The sequence below is a fragment of the Cellulomonas humilata genome (genome assembly GCF_013359775.1).
GTDB lineage: Bacteria > Actinomycetota > Actinomycetes > Actinomycetales > Cellulomonadaceae > Cellulomonas > Cellulomonas humilata.
In genome coordinates this window covers 78,426-95,569 of record NZ_JABMCI010000068.1, presented here as the reverse complement: position 1 = coordinate 95,569, position 17,144 = coordinate 78,426, and the positions used below count along the sequence as shown (strand labels likewise).

Here is a 17,144-nt window from a genome sequence, read left to right as displayed (position 1 = left end):
TCCTCGGTTACCGCCAGATAGAGCACGCAACCCCCCACGACTATTCCCGAGGGTGTCGTGACGCACACCTCGGGAGGGGGTGATCAGCGCGGCGTGCCCGTCGTGGCCGCCCGTGGCGAGGTAGACATGGTCAGTGACCGCTTCCGCCGAGTACCCCCGCGGCCCCGAACGTCCCGCCGGCTGGCTGAGCCCCGACGAGATCAGTCAGGCCCGCACGCAGCTGCCGATCCTCTACGTCGACGCGATCCCGGTGCGCGTGGACGACTCGGGCGACGTCGTGCAGGTGGGCCTGCTGCTGAGGGTCACGCAGGAGGGCGTCATGTCCCGGGCCCTGGTCAGCGGCCGCGTGATGTACCACGAGCGGGTGCGTGACGCCCTGCTGCGGCACATCGAGAAGGACCTCGGGCCGGTGGCGCTCCCGCAGATCCCCGCGTCGCCGCAGCCGTTCACCGTGGCGGAGTACTTCCCGACGCCCGGCGTCACGCCGTACCACGACCCCCGCCAGCACGCGGTGTCGCTCGCCTACGTGGTGCCGGTGCTGGGCGACTGCCGCCCGCAGCAGGACGCCATCGATCTCGCGTGGATGACGCCCGAGGAGGCGTGCGCCCAGCAGATCCAGTTCGAGATGAACGGCGGCCAGGGGCTGCTGCTGCGCCAGGCGATGGGGTACGTCGGCCGCCTGCCGTGAGACCTACAGGCTGTCGTCGTCAGAGCGTGAGCGCAGGCCAGTCGGCCAGGTCCGCGCGCATCCGGCGGTCGTGCGTGGCGACGACCACCGCGGCCGACGTCGCCCGCAGCGCGGCGGTGAGCTCGTCGACCAGCCCGACGGACAGGTGGTTGGTCGGCTCGTCGAGGATGAGCACGTGCGGGGCCGCAAGAAGCGCGCACGCGAGGTCGAACCGGCGGCGCTGGCCGACCGAGAGCTCGCGCAGGGGCCGGTCGAGGTCCTCCTCCGTCAGCAGGCCGAGCGCCGCGATGGGCACCAGCTGACCGGGATCGAGCAGCCGCGCCTCCAGCAGCACCAGCGCGTGCCGGGCGTAGGCGTCGAACCCCGAGAGCTGCTCGGCCACACCGGCGGCCCGCGGGTGCGCGACGACGGCCGCGGCGTGCTCGGTCGGCCCCTCCTGCGCGAGCACGCCGAGCCGGACGCCTGGCGCGATGGCGCGTACCCCGCGGTCGAGCCCGACCGATCCGGCGAGCGCGGCGAGCAGCGTCGACTTGCCGGACCCGTTGGGCCCGGTGACCAGCAGGCGACCGCACGCCGGGACCTCGATGCGCACCCCGGCCAGGTCGAGTCGGCCCCCCACGCGCGGTGCGCGCAGGTCCAGGAGCGGTCCGGGCGGGGGCTGCGGCGGCAGCGAGGGCAGGTCGGGGAACGTGAGCACCAGCGGCGGCGTCGGCACCTCGACCGCGTCGGCCTCGAGCTTCTGGATCAGCCGGTCCGCGGCCTTCACGTGCCCCCGCGCCCGGGTGGCACGCCGGTGCGTCTGCGAACCCTTGGGCGGGCGCCACTCGTCGGAGAGGTTCTCGTACGTCGAGTCGAGCCGCTCGGCCAGCTGCACCGCGCGCTTGCGCTCGGCCCGGTACCGAGCCCGCCAGCGCCGGATCATCTGGCTCTTGAGGAACCGGTAGTCGGAGTACCGCGTGGCGCCGTACAGCGCGGGTCGGCCGTCCATCGCGGGGTCGAGGTCGAGGATCGCGGTCATCACGTCGTCGAGCAGGCGGCGGTCGTGCGTGACGATGACGACCGCGCCGGGCCACTCCCGCAGGCGGGCGGTCAGGTAGTCGATGCCCGCCGCGTCCAGGTGGTTGGTCGGCTCGTCGAGGAGCAGCAGGTCCGCCCGCTCCCCGATCCGGCACGCCAGCCGCACGCGGTACCGCTCGCCGACGCTCAGCTGGTCCAGCCGCCGGTCGGGGTCTCGCGGCGCGCCGAAGCGCGTGAGCGCTTCGTCGACGCGGCGGTCGGCGTCCCAGGCGGCGAGGTGCTCGTAGCGGGCGACGGAGGCGGTCAGCCGCGCAAGGTCACCGGACTCGTGGTCGAACCCCGCGATCGTCGCCTCGAGCTCGGCCGCCGCCGCGCGGACGCCACCGAGGGCCTCCGCCACGAACGTGCCGACGGTCGCGCCGCCGGGCGCGTCGAGCTCCTGCTCCACCGAGGCGAGCGTGCCGTTGCGACGGACGGTGCCGGTCTGCGGTGCGAGCTCACCGGCGAGCACCCGCAGCAGCGTCGTCTTGCCGGCCCCGTTCTCGCCGACGACGCCCACCCGGTCCCCCGCGCCGACCGTGAGGTCGACGCGTTCGAGCACGGGGTGGCCCGGGTACCCGTAGGTCACCCCGTCCGCCACCAGCTGGACGTGGCCGTCAGACACCGCGGGTCATCCCCCGAGCACCCGCACGAGCGTCGGGACGAGCGCGCGGAACGCGGTGCCGCGGTGGCTGATCGCGTTCTTCTCCGCAGCGGTGAGCTCCGCGCACGACCGGGTGTCGCCGGTCGGTACGAGGATCGGGTCGTACCCGAAGCCACCGGTGCCGCGGGGCGCCGTCGCCAGCACCCCCTCGAGCGTGCCCGTCTCGACGTGCTCGAACCCGTCCGGGGTGACCAGCGCCGCCGCGCACACGAAGCGTGCCCCGCGGTGCGGTCCGGGGACGTCGGCCAGCTGCGCCAGCAGGAGCGCGAGGTTGGCGGCGTCGTCGCCGTGGCGACCGGCCCAGCGTGCGGAGAAGATGCCGGGTGCACCGCCGAGCACGTCGACGGCCAGCCCCGAGTCGTCCGCGACCGCGGGCAGCCCGGTGAACGCAGCGAGCGAGCGGGCCTTGATCAACGCGTTCTCGGCGAAGGTCACGCCGTCCTCGACCGGCTCCGGGGCGCCCACGTCCCGCGCACCGACCACGGACGACGGGTCCAGCCCGGGCAGGACGGGCGCGAGGATCGCGCGCAGCTCGCCGACCTTGTGGGCGTTGTGCGTCGCGAGGACCAGGCGAGCACTCACCGGACCAGCCGGGTGGCCGAACCGTCGCCCGGGGCCGACGCCAGGGCGGCGACCTGGAGGGCCGTGAGCTGGGCGGTGCCGGCGACGGCCAGGTCCAGCAGCGCGTCGAGCTCGGCGCGGTCGAACGGCGCGTGCTCGGCGGTGCCCTGCACCTCGACGAACGTGCCGGACCCGGTGACCACGACGTTCATGTCGGTCTCGGCGCGCACGTCCTCGACGTACGGCAGGTCCAGCACGGGCAGCCCGTCGACGATGCCGACGCTCACCGCGGCGACCGAGTCGCGCAGCACCACCTTGTTCTTGGGGATGTGCTTGTTCTCCACGGCCCACGCGACCGCGTCCGCGAGCGCGACGTAGGCGCCCGTGATCGAGGCCGTCCGGGTGCCGCCGTCCGCCTGGAGCACGTCGCAGTCGAGCACGATCGTGTTCTCGCCCAGCGCGGAGACGTCGATGATCGCGCGCAGCGACCGGCCGATCAGGCGGGAGATCTCGTGCGTGCGCCCGCCGACGCGTCCCTTGACCGACTCGCGGTCCGAGCGGCTGGACGTGGCGCGCGGCAGCATCGAGTACTCGGCGGTGACCCAGCCCTCGCCGGAGCCCTTCTTCCAGCGCGGCACGCCCGGCGTGAACGACGCCACGCAGAGCACCTTGGTGCCGCCGAACTCGACGAGCACGCTGCCCTCGCCCGCCTCCAGGAACCCGCGCGTCAGGGTCACGGGACGGAGCTGGTCGGGGGCGCGCCCGTCGGCGCGGACGCGCGTGATCGGGGAGGTGAGGGGAGCAGAAGTCATGACGCCGAGCCTAACTTGGCGCCCCGACACCCCCGGACGTCCGCACTCCGGAGGGTCAGGACGCGCTCGAGTGCGGACGTCAGGGGTTCTACAGGACGTGCACGCCGCCGGGGCGGGCCAGCTCGATGGGGCCGTCGTACACCGCGGCCGCCTCCGCCACGCTCACCGCGGGGTCGTTCCAGGCCGGGATGTGCGTGAGCACCAACCGGCCCGCTCCCCCGCGCGCCGCGGCCTCGCCGGCGCGTCGGCCCGTGAGGTGGATGCCGCGCGAGACGTCGTCGCGACCCTCGACGAACGCCGCCTCGGAGAGCAGCAGGTCGACGCCCGTGGCGAGCGCGTCGAGGCCTGCGCACGCGTCCGTGTCCCCGGTGTACGCGAGCGAGACGGTCCGGGCGGGGTCGTCCTCGCTCGGTCCGGAGACGCGGATGCCGAACGCGGGGATCGGGTGCTCGACGGGCACGGGCTCCAGCACCATCGGCCCGACCACGACGGCGGACCCGGCACGCCACTCGACCACGTCGAACTGCCCGTCGGTGCTGGTGGCGGGGTCCTTGCCGGCCATCTGCGCCAGGCGCTCCGCGGTACCGGCCGGTCCGTGCACCGTCACCGGCGGGCAGGGCCCCTCGGGCCGGTACCGGCGCAGCACGTTGAGCACCACCATGTCGGCCACGTGGTCGGAGTGCAGGTGCGACAGGCCCACCGCGTCGAGCCCTGTGGGGTCGCCGTACCGCTGCAGGGCGCTCAGGGCGCCGTTGCCGAGGTCCAGCAGGACGGTCCAGGTGCGCCCGTCGGCGTCGTCGGCCTGCACGAGGTACCCCGAGGCCGCCGAGTCGGGGCCGGGGAACGAGCCCGCGCAGCCGAGGACCGTGAGCCTCATCGCAGCGCCGCGCTGGGCTCGACGGTCTCGACCTCGGGGCCGAGGAAACGACGGGCGAGGGTGCGGAACTGCGCCGGGTCGCCGGTGGCCAGGAACCGGTGCGTGGGCGGTCCGGCTGCCGGGTCCCGCTCCAGGTCGTGCGCGACGAGGGTGCGGTAGACGTCCTTGGCGGTCTCCTCGGCGCTCGACACCAGCGTGACCTCCTCGCCCATGACGTAGGAGATCGCCCCGGTGAGCAGCGGGTAGTGCGTGCAGCCGAGCACGAGGGTGTCGACACCGGCCTCCCGCACGGGGTCCAGGTACTCGTGCGCGTACGCGAGGACCTCGGGTCCGGACGTGATGCCGGCCTCGACCAGTCGCACGAACTCCGGGCACGCCCGGGTGGTCAGCTCGATGCCGGGGGCGACGGCGAACGCGTCGTCGTAGGAGCGGGACTCGACCGTGGACTTGGTGGCGATGACCCCGATGCGCCCCGACCGGGTGGCGGCCACGGCACGGCGTGCGGCGGGCAGGATCACCTCGACGACGGGGATCCCGCGGCGCAGCGTGTACCGCTCGCGGGCGTCGCGCAGCATGGCCGACGACGCGGTGTTGCACGCGATGACCAGCAGCTTCACGCCGGCGTCCACCAGGTCGTCCATGACCTCGAGCGCGTGCGCGCGCACGGCGGCGAGCGGCTTGGACCCGTAGGGGGTGTTGAGGGTGTCGCCGATGTAGAGGGTGGACTCGTGCGGCAGCTGGTCGAGGATCGACCGGGCAACGGTGAGCCCGCCGACGCCGGAGTCGAAGATGCCGAGGGGGGCGTCGTTCACACGCACGAGCCTAACCGCTGGCCGCTCACGGTTCGCCCGGGCGACCGGCGGCGCGCAGGTCGTGCAGCAGCACCTCGACGAGTGACTCCTGGAGCCAGCTCAGCGCCCCGTACACGGCGACCAGGTACCGGCGGGCGGCGGGATCGAGCGTCTCCGCCGCCTCGTCGGCGACCTCGGCCTGCGGCGAGTCCAGGAGGGTGTCGTACAGGCGCTCGGCCTGCTCGTCCGTCCGGACGCCGAGGCGCTCCGCGAGCACCAGGCGCAGGTCGGTGATCGCTGCCGCGACGTCGCGCGCCTCGTCCGGGGCGACGACGAACGAGTCCGCGCGCCAGCCCTCGGCGGGCGTCGTGAGCGCCTCCCACAGCCGGGCCAGACGGGCGATCTTGCCGGCCCGAAGGTCGTCCTCGGTCAGTCGCCGGAACTCCGCCGCGATCTCCGGGTCATCCCGGGACGCGTCCGGGAGGAGTCGGCGCACTGCGGGGTCCGACGGTGGCGGCAGCGCATCGATCCGCATCCGGGGGTTCCCGTCGCCGACCGGTACCGCGTCCCGCGACTCCAGGCGCCCGCCGCCCAGCAGCTCGGCGACGTCCGCCACGAGAGCGGCGACGACCTCGCGCTCGTCGACGTCCAGGCGAGCGGCGTACATGCCGCGGCGGCGCTTGAAGCCGCGCATCACTGCCCGCTGCGCTGGAGCGTCGCCCAGAGCCCGAACCCGTGCATCGCCTGCACATCGACCTCCATCGCCTCGAGCGATCCGCTGGACACGACCGCGCGGCCCTGCTCGTGCACCTGCTTCATGAGCTTCTCGGCCTTCGCCCTGGGATGCCCGAAGTAGGACTCGAACACGTACGTCACGTAGCTCATGAGGTTGACCGGGTCGTTCCAGACGATCGTCACCCACGGATCGGCGACGTCCGTCTTCTCCTCCTCCTCGACCCTGGCGTCGGGGAGGGTCTGCGTTGGCACGCCGTCCACTGTAGGTGGAGTGCTGGGCTGGAGTGCAGCGGAGGGTGGGGGCGCGCCAGCGCACCCGCCCGCAGCGGAACGCAAGCCCAGCACGACCACGGGATGGAGTGCTGGGCTGGAGTCCAGCGGAGGGTGGGGCGCGCCACACGGGCACACGCGCCCTACGTTGGGCCCATGACCGACCCGCACCCGCCGAGCCTCGCGCTGCTCACCGACCGGTACGAGCTGACGATGCTCCAGGCGTCCCTCGCCGACGGGACCGCGCACCGGCGCTGCGTCTTCGAGGTGTTCACCCGCCGGCTCCCGGCCGGCCGGCGGTACGGGGTGCTCGCCGGGACGGGACGGGTGCTGGAGTCGCTCGAGCGGTTCCGGTTCGGGGCGTCCGAGCTCGACTGGCTCGCCGACGAGGGGGTCGTCGACGACGCGACGCTCACGTACCTCGCCGACTACCGGTTCACCGGCGAGGTCGTGGGGTACGCGGAGGGCGAGGTGTTCTTCCCGCAGTCGCCGGTGATGGTGGTCGAGGGCACGTTCGCGGAGGCCGTCCTGCTGGAGACGCTCGTGCTCTCGATCCTCAACTACGACTCGGCGGTCGCGTCGGCGGCGTCCCGGATGACCAGCGCGGCGGTGGACCGGCCGTGCCTCGAGATGGGGTCGCGGCGGGCGCACGAGGAGGCGGCGGTCGCGGCGGCCCGTGCGGCGGTCGTCGCGGGGTTCGTGGGCACGTCCAACCTCGAGGCGGGACGCCGGTACGGCTTGGCGACCATCGGCACCGCGGCCCACGCCTTCACGCTCCTGCACGACGACGAGGCGGCGGCGTTCGCGGCGCAGGTCGCATCGCTCGGCACCGGCACCACGCTGCTCGTCGACACCTACGACGTCCGGCGCGGCGTGGAGCTGGCCCTGGACGCGGCCGGGACCGGCCTGGGCGCGGTGCGGCTCGACTCCGGGGACCTCGGAGTCCTCGCGCACGAGGTACGGGCGCAGCTCGACGAGGCCGGCGCGCAGGGCACGAAGATCACGGTGACCTCGGACCTGGACGAGTTCGCGATCGCCTCGCTCGCGGTCGCCCCGGTGGACTCCTACGGGGTCGGCACGTCGGTGGTCACCGGATCGGGGGCACCGACGTGCGGGATGGTCTACAAGCTGGTCGCCCGCGAGGGGGCCGACGGGACGCTGGCCCCCGTGGCCAAGGCCGCGCGCGGCAAGATCAGCGTGGGCGGGCGCAAGGCCGCGGCGCGACGGCTGGGCGCGGACGGCCGGGCCGTCGAGGAGGTGCTCGTCACGGGTCCCGACGACGACGTCCGCGGCTGGTCGTCCCCTGACGCGTCGCTGCGAGCCCTGCACGTGCCGCTCGTCACCGACGGCACGGTGGACACCGGCTGGACGGGTCCGGACGGCGTGCGCCGGGCAACAGAACGGCACCGCGCCTCGCGGGACGAGCTGCCGCGCGGGGCGCGGCGGCTGTCTGCCGACGAGGCAGCGGTGCCGACCGTGGCGCTGCGGCTCGGGGACTGAGGTGCCCGAACCGCAGCGCCGGTACTGCGAGTGTGTCCGGCTCAGCTAGACGCGAGCGCGGCCCCGGCCGACCAGACCCAGGATCAGGCTGACGACGAGCACGATGACGCCGATCCAGATGAGGAACTGGCCGATGTTGGTCGCAACGCCAAGGATGACGAGGACGACGCCGACAAGGATGAGGATGAGCCAGGTAGGCATGGTTGACCCTTTCGATCTGTGGTCACCGATCAGGCAGTCCGGGGGTACCCGGCGCCGTGGTCACAGGACAACGGTGGCAGCCCCGGCCGCACTCGGCACGTCGAGAGAAAAGTTGCGCGGGCGAACCGAAATGCTATGTGGTCGCGCGTCCAAGGCTCTGACCTGCGTCTTTACTGCCGATTTGCCCCGTCCACATGGTGAGACGGCCCTTGTAAGTCACCCGTTGATGGATGTAATCGCGCGATGCTCATCCGCGCGTCCGCTCAACGCTTGCCGACGAACCACCCGCGGACCATCGCGACCCGCGCCGTCAGCTGGTCCGGATCCGCCAGGGCGACCTCCGGCCCACCGCACCGACGCCGCAGCTCGTTGTGCACCGACCCGTGCGGCTGCCCGCTCTTGCGCGCCCACGCCCCCACCAGCTGGGACAGCTCCTTGCGCAGCTCCGCCTGCTTGCGGTGGTCCATCTGCGCGACCTCGTCGGCCGCCGCCGACCGCTTGCGCCCGCTGATCTGGTCCGCCTGCCGCTGGCGCAGGAGCGCCGAGACCTGGTCTACGTCGAGCAGCCCGGGCAGGCCCAGGAAGTCCAGCTCCTCGTCCGAGCCCATCTCCGCGCCCGTGCCGAACTCGCCGCCGTCGAAGAGGACCCGGTCGAACGACGCCTGCGCCTCCAGGGCCTCGAACGCCCCCTGCTTGCCGTCCGGACCGATCTCGTCCGCGCCGTTGCGCTCCCGGTTCGCCTCGTCCAGCAGCCCGTCGTCGAGCCCGACGTCGATCCCCTGCTCCTCGAGCGTCTTCGGGCGGTCCAGCGCGTGGTCCCGCTCGAGCTCCAGGGTGTTGGCCAGCGCCAGCAGCTGCGGGACGCTCGGCAGGAACACCGAGGCCGTCTCCCCGCGGCGGCGCGCTCGCACGAACCGGCCGACCGCCTGCGCGAAGAACAGCGGTGTCGCGGTGCTGGTCGCATAGACGCCGACGGCCAGCCGGGGCACGTCGACGCCCTCGGAGACCATGCGGACGGCCACGAGCCAGCGGGAGTCGCCCGCGGAGAAGGCGTCGATCCGGTCGCTGGCGCCGTCGTCGTCCGAGAGCACGATGGTCGGGGACTTCCCCGTGATCCGCGCCAGGTGCCCGGCGTAGGCGCGGGCGTCGGTCTGGTCCGTGGCGATCACCATGGCGCCGGCGTCGGGGATGGCCCGGCGCACCTCGGTCAAGCGACGGTCCGCTGCCGCGAGGACGCTCGAGATCCACTCGCCGTTCGGGTCCAGGGCCGTGCGCCACGCCTGCGCGGTGATGTCCTTGGTGAGCGGCTCCCCCAGCCGGGCGCTGATCTCGTCGCCCGCCTTGGTGCGCCACCGCATCGAGCCGCTGTAGGACAGGAAGATCACCGGCCGCACCACGTGGTCGCGCAGCGCGTCGCCGTACCCGTAGGTGTAGTCGGCCACGCTGCGCCGGATGCCGTCGCCACCCCGGTCGTAGCGCACGAACGGGATCGCGGCCGTGTCGGAGCGGAACGGGGTGCCCGTCAGGGCGAGCCGGCGGGTGGCGCCCTCGAAGGCCTCACGCACCGCGTCGCCCCAGGACAGCGCGTCGCCGCCGTGGTGCACCTCGTCGAGGATGACCAGGGTGGGCGCGGCCGCGGTCCGGGCGGCGTGCAGCGCGGGCTTGCTGGCCACCTGGGCGTAGGTGACCGCGACGCCGTCGAACCCGTGGCCGTGCCGGCCCTGCGCGTTGCTGAAGTTGGGGTCGAGCGTGATGCCCACCCGGGCGGCCGCGTCGGCCCACTGCCGCTTGAGGTGCTCCGTCGGCGCGACGACAGTCACGCGCCGGACCAGCTTGGCCTCCAGCAGCTCGGTGGCGATCCGCAGGGCGAAGGTCGTCTTGCCGGCGCCGGGCGTGGCCACCGCGAGGAAGTCACGAGGGTTGGCCGTCCGGTAGTGCTCGATGGCCTCCGCCTGCCAGGCACGCAGCTTGTCCGCGGTCCCCCACGGCGCACGCGCGGGGAACGCCGGCGGCAGCTGGGACGCCGCCGACGAGGACGCGTGGGTCGAGGGGAGGGAGGACGGGCGCGGGGCGGCCGTCACGCGCCGCCGCTGCCGGGGTTGCGGCCGAAGCCCCACTTCCGGCCGCCGCCGGAGTCCTTGCCGCCCTCGTTCTTGTCGCCGTCCTGCGGCTCCCGGAGACCTTCGTAGATCTCCTTGCAGACGGGGCAGACGGGGAACTTGTTCGGGTCCCGGCCGGGCACCCACACCTTGCCGCAGAGGGCGATCACGGGCTTGCCGCTGAGGGCGGAGTCGAGGATCTTCTCCTTGCGCACGTAGTGCGCGAACCGCTCGTGATCCCCGGGCTCGACCTGCTCCGTGGTCTCCTCGCGCTCCAGCACGCTGGTCGACGTGCCCGGGTCCGAGGAGAACGGGTCGTCGGGTCCGGTGCGCTGCGGCAGGGGCTCGGTCATGGCGTGAAGTGTACGTCGGGGCTCGGACACGGTCCGGGTGCGTCCGCGGGTGCGACCGGGCTCAGAGGCCCTGCCAGTCCGGCTTGGAGGCGAACGTCTCGCGGTAGTAGCCGGCCAGCTGGAGGCGGCTCGCGGCGGCGTCGTCGACGAGCACCGTCACGTGCGGGTGGTGCTGGAGCACCGTCGCCGGCCACATCGCGCTGACCGGCCCCTCGACCAGCTGGTGCACGGCCTCGGCCTTGCCCTTGCCGGTGGCCACGAGGACCAGGTGCCGTGCGGACATGATCGTCGCCAGCCCCTGGGTCAGGACGTGCTGCGGGACCTGGTCGACGTCGCCGCCGAAGAACCGGGCGTTGTCCTCGCGCGTCTGCCGGGTGAGCGTCTTGATGCGGGTCCGCGACGCGAGCGAGGAGCCGGGCTCGTTGAACGCGACGTGCCCGTCGGTGCCGATGCCCAGGATCTGCAGGTCGACGCCGCCCACGGCCGCGATCGCGTCCTCGTAGTCCGCACAGGCCGCCACGAGGTCGTCGGCCAGGCCGTCGGGACCCCGCACGGCGCCGGGTGCGAAGTCCACCCGGGACACCAGGTCCTTCTCGATGACGTTCCGGTACCGCTCCGGGTGGTCCGCGGCGAGGCCGACGTACTCGTCGAGCATGAACGCCCGGGTGCGCGCGAACGACAGCCCGCGCTCGGTGTGCCGGCGGGCCAGCTCGTCGTAGACGGCCAGCGGGCTCGACCCCGTCGCGAGCCCCAGCACCGCGTCGGGCTGCGACCGGACGAGCTGCTCGATGGCCGAGGCGGCCAGGCGGCCCAGCTCCGAGCCCGGCGCGATGACGACCTCCATCAGACGTACTCCCCTCTGCCCAGCAGGGCCGCACCGACCGCGCCGACGGGAACGTCGGCGGGGGCAAGACTCACGCGCTTCGCCAGACCCATGGTGGCGAGGAACGGCGACACCTGCGCCTCCCTCTCCAGCTCGGCGGTGACCGCACGCAGCAGCGGCTGACCGAGCGCGCTCACGCCGCCACCGATCACCACCAGCTCGACGTCGCAGGTCAGCACCAGGATCCGCACCGCGGCGGCGACGGCCCACGCGAACTGGTCGCGGATCTCGACCGCGCGCGCGTCACCGGCCTCGGCCGCGGCGAACAGCTCCTCGGGTGCGGGACGCCCGTACCGGCTGGGCCAGGCGGCGTCGAGCGCCGACCCGGAGGCGTACTGCTCGAGGCAGCCCAGCTGGCCGCACTTGCACGGCAGCCCGTCGGGCACGAGCGTCAGGTGCCCGATCTCCCCCGCGCCGCCGGTGGACCCTCGCCGCAGCCGCCCCTCGAGCAGCAGGCCGGCAGCAAGCCCGGTGCCGAGCGCCAGGAACGCCAGGTCGTGCACCACGGCGTCGTCGGTGGAGGCGTGCTCGCCGTCCACCGTGTGGGCCGCACCGACCACCGCGACCGTCAGGTCGTTCTCCACGCGGACGCGCACCCGGAGCCGCTCGGAGACCAGCGCCGCGAGCGGGGTGCGCTCCTCGATGCCGAGGTTGACCGCGTGCTCGACCGTGCCGTCGGTGGCGTCGACCACCCCGGGCAGTCCGATGCCCACACCGGCGAGCTCGGCGACCGGGATGCCGGCCCCCGCGGCGAGCTCCTCGACCACGGCGACCGCCGTGGCGACCACACCGGCCGCCCCGGGGACGGTGGCCGACCGCAGCTGGTGGCGCACCACCCCGCCGGCGTCGAGCAGGACACCGAGCACCTTGGTGCCCCCGACGTCCAGCCCGACCGACCACGGCCGCGTGCCCCCGTCCGACGCACGCCTCGGCGGCGTCGGGATCCCCTGCGTGCTCACGTCAGCCCTTCACCGCACCCGCGACGAGCCCGGACGTCATCTTGTTCTGGACGAAGAGGAAGAACACGATCACGGGGATCGCGATCAGCGTGGACCCCGCCATGACCACGCCCCAGTCGGTGGCCCGGTTGGACTCGACGAGTCCCTGGAGCCAGAGCGGCAGGGTGCGCTGGGCGGGGTCGGTCATCACGACCAGGGCCAGGGTGTACTCGTTCCACGCCTGGAGGAAGCCGTACACGCCGGCGGCGACCAGCCCGGGGGCAAGCAGCGGGAACGTGATGCGGAAGAAGGCGGCGGTGCGCGACAGGCCGTCGACCATCCCCGCCTCCTCCAGCTCGATGGGCACGCCGGCCACGAACCCGCGAAGCATCCAGATGGTGAACGGCAGGATGGCCGCGGTGTAGACGAGGGCCAGGCCGGCGATCTTGTTCACCAGGTTCCAGCCGTCGAGCATCTGGTACTGCGAGATGAACAGGCCCTCGGCGGGGATCATCTGCACGACGAGGATGGTGAGGATGAAGCCCTTGCGGCCGCGGAACCGGAACCGGCTGACCGCCAGGGCCGCCAGGAACGCGAAGATCAGCGCCGCGACCAGCACGATCGCGACCACCGCGAGCGACACCCGCATCGACGCCCAGAAGCTCGGGTCGTCGAGCACGCGCCGGAAGTTGGACAGCGTCCCCTCGACCGGGAAGAACGTGGGGATCGGCGTCTGGAGCCGGTTCAGCGGCAGGAACGCGCTGTTGATCATCCAGTAGATGGGGAACACCCAGGCGATCGACAGGACGACCGCCAGCACCCCGAGCGCGCGGCGGCCGCCGCGGGACTGCGCGCGTCCGGCCTCCGAGGAGCGCACCGGACGGCCCGGCACGGGGTCCAGGGTGGGCGGGGCGGGTGTGGCCAGGGCGCTCACAGCTCGTCCTCCTTCAGCATCTGCCGGATGTAGAACCCGGTGAGGGCGAGCGTGATCACCAGCATGATCGTGGCCAGCGCGCCGGCCATCGAGAACTCGCTGGCGTAGGAGTAGATGAGGGTGCCCAGCAGGTTGGTCTCGCGGGTCGGAGCGCCCGCGCGCTGGAGCACGTAGATCTGCGTGAAGACCTTGAAGTCCCAGATGACCTGCAGCAGCAGCACGATCGACAGCACCGGCCGGATCATGGGGAGGGTGATGTTCCAGAACCGCTGGCGGGACGACGCCCCGTCGAGCTGGGCCGCCTCCATGGTCTCCTCGGGCACCTGGAGCAGGCCCGCGTAGACCGAGAACGCCACGAACGGCACGGACATCCACACGACGATGACCGTCGCGACGAAGTAGAACGACAGCGGCTGGATGATCCACGAGTGGCCGGCCATGTCGTCGAGCCCGAACAGGTTGGCCAGCACGTAGTTGACGACGCCGTACTGCGAGTCGAACAGCCACTGCCAGACCGTCATCGACGCGAGCACCGGCGTGCCCCAGGCGAGCAGCAGCGCCACCTGCAGCGTGATGCGCGAGGCCCGGCCGATCCGGGACATGAGCACCGCGAACGCGACACCGACGAGCATCGTCACCGCGGCGTTGACCAGGCAGAACGCGATCGACCGGCCGATGACCGTCCACACGTAGGGGTCCGTCAGCAGCTCGGTGTAGTTCTGCAGGCCCACCCACTCGGCGGGCTGGCCGAACTGCTGGCGCAGGCCGTACTCCTGGAAGGAGATGACGAACTGACGGACCAGCGGGTAGCCGAGCGCGACACCCATGAGGATCGCGGCGGGGACGAGCAGGCCGTACACGCCGAGCTGGCGACGGCGGCGGCGCGGGAAGACGACGGCTGCGTCGTCCTGCTCCAGCGCGGGGGCAGTGGCTGCCATGGGGAGAGCTCCTGTCTGGTGGCGCAGCCAGGCCGGCCTGCGGGGCAGGCCCGGCCGCACCGGGATCACCTGGTCCGGTCCCGGCCGGCCGCGTCGGGGGACGCGACCGGCCGGTGCCGTGATCAGTTCAGCGCGTCCTCGAGGAGCTGGTCCGTCTCGGCAGCAGCCTCCTTGACGTCCGCACCGGTGGCGAGCTTCTGGAAGAAGTCCTCCAGGATGCGGTCACCCTCGACGTCGGCCCACTTCTCGGCCGCCGGCGTGAGCTTGGCGTTGAGCGCAGCGGCCACCGCGGCCTGGGCGTACACGTCGTCACCCATCGAGGCGGAGTACGCCGTGTTGCCGGGGATCAGCCCGTTCTCGCCGAGCATGTTCTGGAACTCCTCCGTGAAGATGATCTTCAGGAGGCTCTTGGCCAGCTCCGGGTGCTTGGACTTGGCGGCGACGGCGATGTTCGAGCCGCCGGCGAAGCCGTTCGCGTAGGAGCCCGCGTCGATGCCCGGCAGCGGGAAGACGCCGGTGTGCTCCTCGTTGCAGGCCTGCTGCTCGCCACGCAGCGCCTTGGCCTCGTCGGACGTGTCGTCCGGGTCGACGGCCTTGTTGCAGGCGGGCAGGTCGATGCTCCAGCGCGCCCACGTGGGCGCCGAGAACATGGCCGACTGGCCGGCGTTGAACGGGACCCACGGCTCGTTGGAGTCGCTGTCGGCCGGGGCGTTCGTCGCGTTCGCGAACAGGTCCTGGACCTCCTCGAGACCCTTGATCGACTCCGGCGTGGACAGTGCGCCCTTCCAGGCGTCGCCGTCCTTGACCGCGAGGTCGCCACCGTTGGTGTAGATCCACGCGGCGCCGTTGTACCAGTCCTGGCCGGGGAACCAGAAGCCGGACTGGGCGTCCGACTGGAGCGCCTTGGCGGCCTCGGTGAACTCGGCGAGCGTGGTCGGCACCTCGACGCCGGCCGCGGCGAACGCGTCCTTGTTGTAGAAGACCGCACGCGCACCGGAGTAGTACGGGGCAGCGTAGAACTTGCCGTCCGCGCTGCCGGCGTCGACGAAGCCCGAGAGCAGCTTCTCGCCGCCGAGCTCCTCGTACATGTCCGTGATGTCGGCGAACGCGCCGGCGTAGGTGAAGGTCGGCGACTGCGTGTTGCCGATCTCCACGACGTCGGGGGTCTGGTCGGCCGAGCCGAGCGCGGTCTGGAGACGCGGCACGAGGCCGCTCCAGTCCTGCTCCTCGATGACGAGCTTGGAGCCCGGGTTCTCCGACTCGAAGGTCGTCGTCAGGTAGTCACGCAGGGCGTCGGGAGTGTCCGTGCCGTTGAGCCACAGCTTGATCGTGGCGGCCTCGGGCGTGCCGCCCTCGGTGGGCTCGTCAGCGGCGTCGTCGCCGTTGCCGCACGCCGTGAGCGTGAGCGCGGCCACCGCGCCGACGGCCGCGAAACGTAGGATCTTCACGTTGGGGTTCCTCCCGTGAGCGAGGCGAGCGCCGGACGGCGCCGCCGGGTGGTTCTTCCGACCTGCAGTGGGCCGGCTGGGGGTCGTCACGAGACCCCCAGCTGGCCTGACAGGACCAGGACTGCCGCGCCAGCGAGAGCCCCGTCCTCGTCGAGGGATCCCATCCGCAGTGCCAGTCCGTGCCCGATGACGGGCATCGTGCGTGCGCGGACGGTGGCCAGCGCCGACTCGCGCAGAGGACCGTCCAGCAGCTCCGGGGGGCCGGAGAGCAGGACCTCCGCGAGGTCGAGCGCACTGACGACGGGTGCCAGGGCGATGCCCAGCAGCCGTCCGACCGACGCCAGGGCGGCGTCGGACTCTTCGGGGGTGAGGCCGGCGGTCCGGCGGCGCAGGGCCGGGACGCTGAGCACGGTCTCGAGGCAGCCGGTGCGGCCGCACGCACAGTCCAGCGGCGGCTCGTCGCGCACGTCGCCGTCCACGACGGTGACGTGCCCGATCTCGCCGGCCGCGTGGTGCCGGCCGAGCACGAGCGCACCGTCCACGACGATGCCGGCGCCGACGCCCTCGCCGATGGTGAGGACCATGCAGCCCGACCCGGCCGCGGAGCCGTAGGTGAACTCGCCGAGCGCGCGGGTGTTGGCGTCGTTGGCCACGTGCACCGGCACGCCGAGGCTCTCGGTGAGGTTGGCCGCCAGCGGCAGGTCGTACCAGCCACGGTTCGGCGCCTGCACGACCCTGCCGTCGAGGTCGATGACGCCCGGGGAGGCGATGCCGACGCCGATGACCGGGCGCGTCGCGGCCGCCAGCAGCTCCTGGCAGAGGCTCTCCAGCAGGTCCGCCGCGGGCTGCCCCGTCCGACCCTCGAGCGCGACCGAGCGGCGGACGACGACCGCGCCGACGAGCGTCAGCACCGCGCCGAGCAGGTGCGTGTCGTCCGTGAGGTCGACCGCGACGATCTGGAACGCCTCGGTCCGCATCCCGACGAGCGTGGCCGGCTTGCCGACCTTCCCCTCGACGCGGACGCCCAGCTCCTCGACCAGCCCCTCGGCGATCAGCGCGGCCACCATCCCCGACACCGTGACGCGCGTCAGCCCCGTGCTGCGTGCGATGTCCGCGCGGGACGCCGGGCCGATGTGGAAGAGGTGCGCGAGCACCAGCGACCGGTTGTGCGCGCGAGCGTGCTCGGGCAGCACCTTGCCCGTCGGGCGCAGGGCCCGACCGACTCCGTGGGCTGCCGCGAGGGGCTGCGTGGTCGCTGTCACGTTTGTTAGTAGACCTTCCTTACAAATCAGAGTCAACCCTCCGTTGTGACCGTGACCACATCGTGACCGGACGTTCACCGGCCTGACTCATGGGATGACGAACGCGGAAACGATTCAACGTGACCTGCAGGAAC

The 17,144-nt window shown here is 72.8% G+C and carries 18 protein-coding genes; 2 read left to right on the top strand and 16 right to left on the bottom strand.

The genetic code is table 11. The annotated features are described in order from the left end of the window. The first annotated feature begins 133 nt into the window (after positions 1-133). On the top strand, positions 134-688 hold the full coding sequence (locus HP550_RS15440) for a DUF4916 domain-containing protein (protein ID WP_175348573.1): 555 nt from the start codon (positions 134-136) through the stop codon (positions 686-688). A gap of 19 nt (positions 689-707) precedes the next feature. Here the strand turns inward: HP550_RS15440 and HP550_RS15435 are convergent, their stop codons facing one another. The 7 genes from HP550_RS15435 to clpS all read right to left on the bottom strand — a co-directional run bounded on the left by HP550_RS15435 (position 708) and on the right by clpS (position 6,436). After that, entirely contained in the window at positions 708-2,369 is a 1,662-nt protein-coding gene (locus HP550_RS15435) for an ATP-binding cassette domain-containing protein (RefSeq protein WP_175348572.1), read from the bottom strand. 6 nt (positions 2,370-2,375) lie between these two features. Then, positions 2,376-2,990 carry an RdgB/HAM1 family non-canonical purine NTP pyrophosphatase gene (rdgB, locus tag HP550_RS15430; protein WP_175348571.1) on the bottom strand — a complete coding sequence of 205 codons (615 nt, stop codon included), beginning with the start codon at positions 2,988-2,990 and terminating at the stop codon, positions 2,376-2,378. Beyond that, positions 2,987-3,781, bottom strand: coding sequence for a ribonuclease PH (gene rph / locus HP550_RS15425; RefSeq protein ID WP_175348570.1), 795 nt, complete (start codon positions 3,779-3,781; stop codon positions 2,987-2,989). Before rph ends, rdgB begins: the two co-directional genes overlap by 4 nt. 88 nt (positions 3,782-3,869) lie before the next feature. After that, entirely contained in the window at positions 3,870-4,658 is a 789-nt protein-coding gene (locus tag HP550_RS15420; protein WP_175348569.1) for an MBL fold metallo-hydrolase, read from the bottom strand. Next, positions 4,655-5,470, bottom strand: a complete 816-nt coding sequence (gene murI, locus HP550_RS15415; protein ID WP_175348568.1) for a glutamate racemase — start codon at positions 5,468-5,470, stop codon at positions 4,655-4,657. Before murI ends, HP550_RS15420 begins: the two co-directional genes overlap by 4 nt. A gap of 25 nt (positions 5,471-5,495) precedes the next feature. Continuing rightward, on the bottom strand, positions 5,496-6,143 hold the full coding sequence (locus HP550_RS15410; protein WP_175348567.1) for a DUF2017 family protein: 648 nt from the start codon (positions 6,141-6,143) through the stop codon (positions 5,496-5,498). Continuing rightward, a complete protein-coding gene (clpS, locus tag HP550_RS22435) occupies positions 6,143-6,436 on the bottom strand; it encodes an ATP-dependent Clp protease adapter ClpS (protein WP_343048207.1) in 294 nt (97 codons plus the stop codon). The genes HP550_RS15410 and clpS overlap by 1 nt, the downstream gene beginning before the upstream one ends. 174 nt (positions 6,437-6,610) lie before the next feature. Between clpS and HP550_RS15400 the strand changes: the two genes are divergently transcribed. Beyond that, a complete protein-coding gene (locus HP550_RS15400; protein ID WP_175348565.1) occupies positions 6,611-7,954 on the top strand; it encodes a nicotinate phosphoribosyltransferase in 1,344 nt (447 codons plus the stop codon). 45 nt (positions 7,955-7,999) lie between these two features. Here the strand turns inward: HP550_RS15400 and HP550_RS15395 are convergent, their stop codons facing one another. The 9 genes from HP550_RS15395 to HP550_RS15355 form a co-directional block, all read right to left on the bottom strand. Further along, complete coding sequence (locus HP550_RS15395) at positions 8,000-8,155, bottom strand: hypothetical protein (protein WP_175348564.1); 156 nt, start codon at positions 8,153-8,155, stop codon at positions 8,000-8,002. A 263-nt stretch (positions 8,156-8,418) separates the two neighbouring features. Beyond that, positions 8,419-10,236: a DEAD/DEAH box helicase family protein gene (locus tag HP550_RS15390; protein ID WP_175348563.1), complete on the bottom strand. Its 1,818-nt coding sequence runs from the start codon at positions 10,234-10,236 to the stop codon at positions 8,419-8,421. After that, positions 10,233-10,607, bottom strand: a complete 375-nt coding sequence (locus HP550_RS15385; RefSeq protein ID WP_175348562.1) for a DUF3039 domain-containing protein — start codon at positions 10,605-10,607, stop codon at positions 10,233-10,235. Before HP550_RS15385 ends, HP550_RS15390 begins: the two co-directional genes overlap by 4 nt. 61 nt (positions 10,608-10,668) lie before the next feature. Further along, on the bottom strand, positions 10,669-11,451 hold the full coding sequence (nagB, locus tag HP550_RS15380; protein WP_175348561.1) for a glucosamine-6-phosphate deaminase: 783 nt from the start codon (positions 11,449-11,451) through the stop codon (positions 10,669-10,671). After that, complete coding sequence (locus HP550_RS15375) at positions 11,451-12,449, bottom strand: ROK family protein (protein WP_343048206.1); 999 nt, start codon at positions 12,447-12,449, stop codon at positions 11,451-11,453. Before HP550_RS15375 ends, nagB begins: the two co-directional genes overlap by 1 nt. Position 12,450: 1 nt before the next feature. After that, positions 12,451-13,362 (bottom strand): carbohydrate ABC transporter permease, encoded by a 912-nt coding sequence (locus HP550_RS15370; protein WP_175348560.1) that lies wholly within the window; start codon positions 13,360-13,362, stop codon positions 12,451-12,453. Next, entirely contained in the window at positions 13,359-14,300 is a 942-nt protein-coding gene (locus tag HP550_RS15365) for a carbohydrate ABC transporter permease (RefSeq protein WP_175348559.1), read from the bottom strand. Before HP550_RS15365 ends, HP550_RS15370 begins: the two co-directional genes overlap by 4 nt. Positions 14,301-14,422: 122 nt before the next feature. Next, entirely contained in the window at positions 14,423-15,748 is a 1,326-nt protein-coding gene (locus HP550_RS15360) for an extracellular solute-binding protein (RefSeq protein WP_175348558.1), read from the bottom strand. 86 nt (positions 15,749-15,834) lie between these two features. Continuing rightward, positions 15,835-17,010 (bottom strand): ROK family protein, encoded by a 1,176-nt coding sequence (locus HP550_RS15355; RefSeq protein ID WP_175348557.1) that lies wholly within the window; start codon positions 17,008-17,010, stop codon positions 15,835-15,837. Positions 17,011-17,144 lie beyond the last annotated feature (134 nt).